Genomic DNA, 7,137 nt, shown 5'->3' on the forward strand with positions numbered 1-7,137 from the left:
GAGGCTTTCCTTAAATGGCTTCTCAAACAATATCAGTAAATGAAAACAAGGGAATGAAACAGTTTGCCCCCATGTTAATTATCTTAATGCTAGGTTTGTTCATGGTCATTTTGAATCAAACCCTGCTTAGTGTCGCCATGCCGAGGATGATGGCCGAATTTAATGTAGCTGCTACTACGATTCAATGGTTATCAACTGGATTCATGCTCGTGAATGGGGCTTTGATTCCACTGTCCGCTTTTTTAATAGAACGGTTTGGCACGCGGATTTTATTCCTCGCAGCCATGTTTCTTTTCACCGTCGGGACATTCATCTGCGGCATCGCACCAAATTTCCCCGTCATCCTAACAGGTCGGCTGATTCAGGCGGCGGGCGGCGGGATTCTACAGCCATTGGTCATGACGATCATTCTTTTCGTCTTCCCTCCTGAAATGCGCGGGAAAGGAATGGGAATCTTTGGACTGGCCATTATGTTTGCCCCTGCCATCGGACCGACCTTATCAGGTTGGGTCATTCAGGAATATAGCTGGCGGGTCATGTTCTACGCAATGGTGCCATTAGGCATGATTATCATGACACTTGCCTTTTTAAGTATGCGTAATGTAGCAGAACCCAAGAAAATCAAATTGGATTTGATGGGCGCCTCACTATCCTTGATAGGTGTTGCATCGTTACTATACGGTGTCAGTGAAGCAGGATCCAAAGGCTGGACGGATTCCATCGTTCTGGGAACCATCATCATTGGTCTTATCCTTCTGACCTTATTTGTGGTTCAACAGTTAAAATCGGAAACGCCTATGCTCGACTTCCGTGTATTTAAGTATGACATGTTCGTATTATCGAATATCATTTCCGCCATCGTTACAGTGGCCATGTTTACCGGGATATTCTTATTGCCTATATATTTACAGACTCTACGCGGATTCACACCAGTTCAATCCGGTCTATTGATGTTACCCGGGGCCCTTGTGATGATGGTGATGTCACCCATTTCAGGAGCGTTATTTGATAAGGTCGGGCCTCGTCCATTAGCACTTGTTGGTTTAGCGATTACTGCCATTACAACCTTCGAGTTCGCAAAATTGACTACGGAAACCACCTATTCTACTTTGGTCATCATCTATGCCATCCGCTCACTTGGAATGTCTTTACTGATGATGCCAATCATGACAGCTGGGATGAATCAGCTTCCTAAGCATTTGAATACACATGGTACGGCAATGAGCAATACGCTGAAACAAGTTACCGGAGCCATTGGTACGAGCTTCGTGACGACCATTTATACAACCCGTGCTTCTTTCCATGGCATTGCTTTAGGATCTGAAATGAGTACAAGTGATCCTGGTTTTGTTCAGAATTTCCAAACAATCGTTCAATCCATCATGAGTTCGATGAATCAAACTAGTGAGCAGGCACAGGAGACTGCTATGTCGCTGATTTCTTCAAAAATCCAGGGTCAAGCAAATGTAATGGGAATCAATGATGCATTCTTTTGGGCAACAGGTTTTGCTATTGTCGGTATAGTTCTCTCACTGTTTTTGCGTGACGTTCGGAAGGACAAAGCAATCAAACAAGCTAAACAAGAAAAATTGGATGTACCTTTGCTGCCTTCGCCAGTAAAAAAATCGGTTTAATTAAATGGGGGGATTAGGATGAAGATCTATGTTGTATATGACAGTGAAGGAAACCATACAAAGGCACTTGCCGAATCAATAGCTCAAGGTGCCGCTGCGGTTCCTGGGGCTGAGGTACTCATTGACCATGTAAACGAGGCGGATGTCTATAAGCTTCAGGAAATGGACGCCATCATTTGGGGTTGTCCGGGTCATTTCGGCACCATCAGTTCGAGCTTGAAAACGTGGATTGATAAACTTGGATATCTATGGGCAGAAGGTGCGCTGATCAATAAAGTGGGTGCTGTGTTCTGTACGACTGCCACCATACATGGCGGGCTTGAGGCTACCATGCTGAACTTAATCACCCCTATGCTTCATCAAGGCATGATCATTGTCGGTTTACCCGGTACGGTCCCGGAAAACGCCTTATATGGCTCCTACTATGGTGTAGGGATAAGCTGCCCTCCCGGTGTGGATGACAACATAACCAAAAATGACTTACAGCTTGGAGAAGCATTAGGAAAACGGGTAGCCCATGTCACCCGTTCATTCACAAACGAGCTCTAGGAGGCTTGATTCAATGGGCATAATTCTAATTATCATCGTTGCCATTTTAGCGATTACGGGTTTGATCACATTCAATATCAAAGCATTAACACCTGAAGATAAGCCAGTGGAGGAAGAGAACTCGTCGGAAGAGTCCGCTTCTTCTTCGGATGATGTTCCCATTACCGAAATCATCACCCCAACAGACAATGATGAATTGAAAATGAAAGACCAGGATTATCGTTCGGCACTTTCCAAGCTTCACAATCAAAAGCCTAACGATGAGCCACCTATAGAAAAAAAGTCTAACCTTCGCAAAATGAAAGACGAAGAGTACCGTGGTACATTGGAAGATTTCCAGCAAAATGACGACTGAAACACGCCCCCTATCCGGCATATTTGCCTTTGGGGGTTTTTGTTTTATATGCCATGAAAGGATCCTCTCCGCTCTCTGACACGCCTTCAGTTTAAAGATCGAGTTGCAGGCTTTACTTATTTTTCTGGTTGACAAATATTCACAAAGAATTTAAGCTAAGTTAATGCAACACCAAACATTTTTTAAACTCAGCTTTTGTTGAGAGACGGAATTTTAAAAGGATTTCCTTTTTTCGTTCGTCACTTGCCTTTTTGGCAGGTGGCGATTTTTATTTTTATAGGGGTGAAAAACATGCAACTTTTGAAATATATCATAATGGTCTTAATTGGTTCGATCTCATATGGGACATTATCCACCATGATCAAGTTTGGATTTATGGATGGCCATTCTTCTGGAGAGCTGGTCGGCAGTCAATACCTCGTAGGTTGGCTGATTGTCTCCGTTTTATTTCTTTTTTCGTTTAAATATAAAGTTTCATGGAAGAGTGCCGGATTACTATTATTCACGGGCATGATGTCCACTTTCGTCGGAAAGGCATATGCCGTTTCCGTATCAGAGCTTCCCGCATCGATTGCCGTTGTCTTTTTATTTCAATTTACCTGGATAGGCGTCCTTATTGAAAGCTTCTTAAATAAAAGGCGCCCTGATAAAAATAAACTCATAGCCATATTCGTTCTCTTCATCGGTACCTTATTGGCGGGGGCAATCTTTGGTCAGCCTCTATCTGCCCTAAGCCTAAAAGGAGTATTGTTCGGACTATTGTCTGCGTTGCTTTTTGCGCTATACATGTACTGCAACTCTCAATTCGCAGTTGGGGAATCTTCAATGAAACGGTTGTTTTTCATTGCAACGGGTGCCATGCTGACTGCTGTATTCACGACTGACCCGGTCACGCTTGTTACGAACCTTGTCCAAACGAACCTATGGTACTACGGTTTGTTACTCGGCACTTTGGGTGTTCTTGTTCCTTTCTTTTTCTTTGCTGTCAGTTTGCCAAAAGTGGGGGTTGGGCTTGGAACGATCCTTTGTGCAGCGGAATTGCCTTCAGCGATGGTCGTTTCAGTCATCTTCTTGAATGAACAGGTTACATCACTGCAATGGTTCGGTATGTGCTTGATCATCGTCGGCATCGCCTTGCCTGAGGGAATTAAGTATCTTCCGCAATTTCTTCCTGGCAGGAAAAAATTGCCGAATAAAAAAAGAATTTCATAAAGGGTACGTCCCGGTTAGTAATGTTCATCATTATAATAAGAAAGACCATTCCCGTTAGTGGAATGGTCTTTCTTGTGGATTTTTCATCGGCTGAAAATAATCTGGTCATCCCTTTTCCCTTAAGAATCCAATTGTTGCACTTGAAATAGGCTGTAGTAATTCCCTTGCTTTTTCATCAGTTCTTCGTGTGTTCCCGTTTCGGTAATTTCCCCATTATCGATATGGACGATCCGATTGGCATGTGTGATGGTCGATAAGCGGTGGGCCACGATGATGGTGGTCCGGTTTTTCGCTAAAATATCAAGCGCCTCCTGGATATAGTGTTCACTCTCCAAGTCCAATGCGGATGTGGCTTCATCCAGCACAAGGATAGGCGGGTTTTTCAAAAATACCCTCGCAATGGCAACCCGTTGCTTTTGGCCTCCGGATAATTTGACTCCCCGCTCTCCGACTTTGGTTTCATACCCATCTTTTAGACCAATAATGAAGTCATGGGCATTCGCAGCCTTTGCGGCTTCGAATACTTCTTCATCACTTGCATCGGGCCGGCCCATAAGGATGTTGGCCTTAACCGATTCACTAAATAGGATATTATCCTGTAGCACCATCCCGATTTTATCTCTTAGGCTGCGGACTTGATATTTACGGATATCCGTCCCATCCAATAATACTCTTCCCTCAGTCACATCATAGAAACGGGAAATTAAACTGACGATCGAGGATTTCCCTCCGCCGCTCATCCCAACAAGTGCAATGGTTTCTCCTGGTTTAACATCCAAATTTATATGTTTTAAAACGGATGCCTCTTTCTCGTCATAAGCAAACGAAACATCCTGAAAGGTAATTCTGCCGTCTACATGCTCCAGCTCTTTCGCCCCTGGTTCATCATCAATATCATACTTCTCATCCACAAACTCAAAAACCCTGTCCATGGATGCCAATGTCTGGGTCATTGTCGTCGAAGAGTTAACTAATCGTCTTAGGGGATTATAAAGTCGATCTATGAAACCAACGAAAGCAACCATGGTACCAAGCGATAATTGTTCATGAATAACCTGATAACCGGCAAAACCTATCACTAGTAGGGGGGCAATGTCCGTAATCGTATTCACGACAGCAAATGATTTAGCATTCCAACTCGTATGCTTTAGGGCCTTATCCAGGAAGTTCTTGTTTTGCTTCGCAAACAACTCCTGTTCCCTGTCTTCTATCGCAAAGCTTTTGATGACTGACATCCCTGAAACCCTTTCATGAAGGTGACTCTGTACATCCGCTAACGCTTGTGACCGGATCCTTGTATAGGTTCTTAGCTTGCCAAAGAAATGCTTAATTGAAAATGCATAAAATGGAAGCATGATGATGGAAACAATGGTTAACTTCACGTCCATCTTAAACATGATGGCTATCACTATGATAATCGTTGCTATATCCAGCCAAAGGTTCATCAAACCCGTGATGACAAAATTCTTCGTTTGTTCCACATCCGTGATCATCCTTGAGATGACCTCGCCCACTCTCGTATTGGAGTAATATTTAAAGCTCAGTTTCTGTATATGAGTAAATAAATCATTTCGAATATCATATAAAATTTTCGTTCCAGTCCATTGAGCGAAATACTGCCGGTAATACTCAATCGGCGGTCTAACCGCAACAAAAATGAACAGCATGATGCCCATTGCCCATAAAAGGCGTTCGGACTTCACAGCTTTGGACAGGTCGCCATTTCCGATGATGTCATCCACTATATACTTACTGAGCAATGGAAGCAAAAGAGGAATCGCGAACTTTAACAGTCCAATCAATACCGTCCCGGTTATCTGCCATTTATACGGTTTAACGAATTGCAAATATCTCTTAATGCTCTCCACGGAATTCCTCCATTTCTCTGATTCATTACATCAAAATATTAAAAAAAATCCATAACAGCCTACTTGGAATCTTACATGCTCTTTTCAATTATATTTTCCTTTTCGAAGATTAACTATCAAAAGGATTTCATTCAATATCTTTCATACACATCTATAGGATGGAAGGGTTTTAAGATATCCTGGGTATTTTAAAAAATCATTCCTGCTTTCTAGGATGGTCCGATCAGTGGGTAGGTATGGTACACAATAGAAAAAGCCTGCTTATTTAAGCAGCAGGCTTTTCTTTCATCGGTAGGTCAAAAAGCGTTCATACCAACTATCAATAAACTCTGCGGAGAATGGTCCTTTTCGCTGGCGTATCATATAAATTAAATAGTCTACGTTTTGTTTCAATATTGAATCGATGGCATCTGGGTAATTCATTTCTTTCCGATGCCTTTCATATTCATCCTCATCCAGCAAATTAAACGTCATATCTGGGAATACTTTAATGTCCAGGTCATAATCAATGTATTTCAATGCTCCCGAATCGTATGTGAACGGAGAACTGATGTTGCAATAATAATAAACCCCGTCCTCTCTCAACATTCCAATAACATTAAACCAATACTTTGAATGAAAATAGCAAATCGCCGGCTCTCTCGTAATCCAGGTCCTTCCATCTGATTCCGTTACCATAGTACGATCATTCGCCGCTATCACCAGATTTTGGGTCCCTTTTAAAACGGTTGTCTCTTCCCAGATACGATGGATATGTCCATTATGTTTATAGCTATGGATTTGGATTTTTCCTCCTTCGGCAGGAACAATCCCCATTTATCTCTCCCTACTTTCTATAGACACCCTGACAGCGTACTGTGCCCTATTCCGTTTGCAGTTGTTGTGTGTATTTAAAATATATACTTTTTTCCATTTACCCTATATTCCTATATTATAGCGATTTATTCATAAATTTAAAACAAAAGTGGCTAATCTCCCTGTGAAAATGTGTAAATAAGTCAAAAAATCCTGACCATCCACCCATTTTAACTTAGAAATTAGCCAGTTATTTATTGTATCGCAGCCTGTCCTTGTTGAAAATAACGGATGACTTCCTCCGTTTGCCTCTCGAACATATCATGGATACTTTTCAATTCCTGCTTTTTAAGTTGAATCTCTTCCTGAATGTTGACTGCTTCACTCTCCTCTTGCTGGTCAAGGAGCTGCTTCTCTATATCTTGGCATCTTTCGATTTCGGATTGTAAAAGTAAAAGCTTATCCATCGTTTTCAACTGATTGTTTATAAGCCGGTTAAATTCCTCCATGAATGCACCTTCCTAATCTGTATTTTTTCTATAGTATGTATATTCTATTTTTATCCGGCTTTTCCTTTGACATAAAATGTAAACCCAACGAAACATTTGTCGAATCCAATGGAGGCAAAAAAAGAAAAGCATCCTTCAAAAGTGAACTATACCCCGGATAACGGACACACATAAAAAAGTGTCCCTTATCCGGGTTTTTTTATGTTTCAATAGAT

7 protein-coding genes are annotated in these 7,137 nt (G+C 41.9%); 4 read left to right on the top strand and 3 right to left on the bottom strand.

Annotation, left to right across the window (positions count from 1 at the left end; translation table 11 throughout):
• Positions 1-14: 14 nt before the first annotated feature.
• From SB775_RS24840 to SB775_RS24855, 4 genes are all read left to right on the top strand, one after another.
• Positions 15-1,634: a DHA2 family efflux MFS transporter permease subunit gene (locus SB775_RS24840; protein ID WP_410863802.1), complete on the top strand. Its 1,620-nt coding sequence runs from the start codon at positions 15-17 to the stop codon at positions 1,632-1,634.
• An 18-nt stretch (positions 1,635-1,652) separates the two neighbouring features.
• On the top strand, positions 1,653-2,183 hold the full coding sequence (locus tag SB775_RS24845) for an NAD(P)H-dependent oxidoreductase (RefSeq protein ID WP_318685485.1): 531 nt from the start codon (positions 1,653-1,655) through the stop codon (positions 2,181-2,183).
• 13 nt (positions 2,184-2,196) lie between these two features.
• Positions 2,197-2,538 (top strand): hypothetical protein, encoded by a 342-nt coding sequence (locus SB775_RS24850; RefSeq protein WP_410863804.1) that lies wholly within the window; start codon positions 2,197-2,199, stop codon positions 2,536-2,538.
• 291 nt (positions 2,539-2,829) lie between these two features.
• A complete protein-coding gene (locus SB775_RS24855; RefSeq protein WP_410863806.1) occupies positions 2,830-3,750 on the top strand; it encodes an EamA family transporter in 921 nt (306 codons plus the stop codon).
• Between the two features lie 119 nt (positions 3,751-3,869).
• On the opposite strand, the gene SB775_RS24860 is transcribed toward SB775_RS24855, so the two are convergent.
• From SB775_RS24860 to SB775_RS24870, 3 genes are all read right to left on the bottom strand, one after another.
• Positions 3,870-5,618, bottom strand: coding sequence for an ABC transporter ATP-binding protein (locus SB775_RS24860; RefSeq protein WP_410863808.1), 1,749 nt, complete (start codon positions 5,616-5,618; stop codon positions 3,870-3,872).
• 285 nt (positions 5,619-5,903) lie between these two features.
• Positions 5,904-6,434: a nucleoside tri-diphosphate phosphatase gene (gene ntdP, locus SB775_RS24865; RefSeq protein WP_048685440.1), complete on the bottom strand. Its 531-nt coding sequence runs from the start codon at positions 6,432-6,434 to the stop codon at positions 5,904-5,906.
• Between the two features lie 233 nt (positions 6,435-6,667).
• Positions 6,668-6,922: a YgaB family protein gene (locus tag SB775_RS24870; protein ID WP_089362897.1), complete on the bottom strand. Its 255-nt coding sequence runs from the start codon at positions 6,920-6,922 to the stop codon at positions 6,668-6,670.
• Between the last annotated feature and the right edge of the window lie 215 nt (positions 6,923-7,137).

The organism is Peribacillus sp. SIMBA_075 (assembly GCF_046534585.1).

Excerpts from the sequence above, each read along its gene's own strand:
- SB775_RS24840 (WP_410863802.1), top strand. The coding sequence starts at position 15 with ATGGCTTCTCAAACAATATCAGTAAATGAAAACAAGGGAATGAAACAG.
- SB775_RS24845 (WP_318685485.1), top strand. The coding sequence starts at position 1,653 with ATGAAGATCTATGTTGTATATGACAGTGAAGGAAACCATACAAAGGCA.
- SB775_RS24850 (WP_410863804.1), top strand. The coding sequence starts at position 2,197 with ATGGGCATAATTCTAATTATCATCGTTGCCATTTTAGCGATTACGGGT.
- SB775_RS24855 (WP_410863806.1), top strand. The coding sequence starts at position 2,830 with ATGCAACTTTTGAAATATATCATAATGGTCTTAATTGGTTCGATCTCA.
- ntdP (WP_048685440.1), bottom strand. The coding sequence starts at position 6,434 with ATGGGGATTGTTCCTGCCGAAGGAGGAAAAATCCAAATCCATAGCTAT.
- SB775_RS24870 (WP_089362897.1), bottom strand. The coding sequence starts at position 6,922 with ATGGAGGAATTTAACCGGCTTATAAACAATCAGTTGAAAACGATGGAT.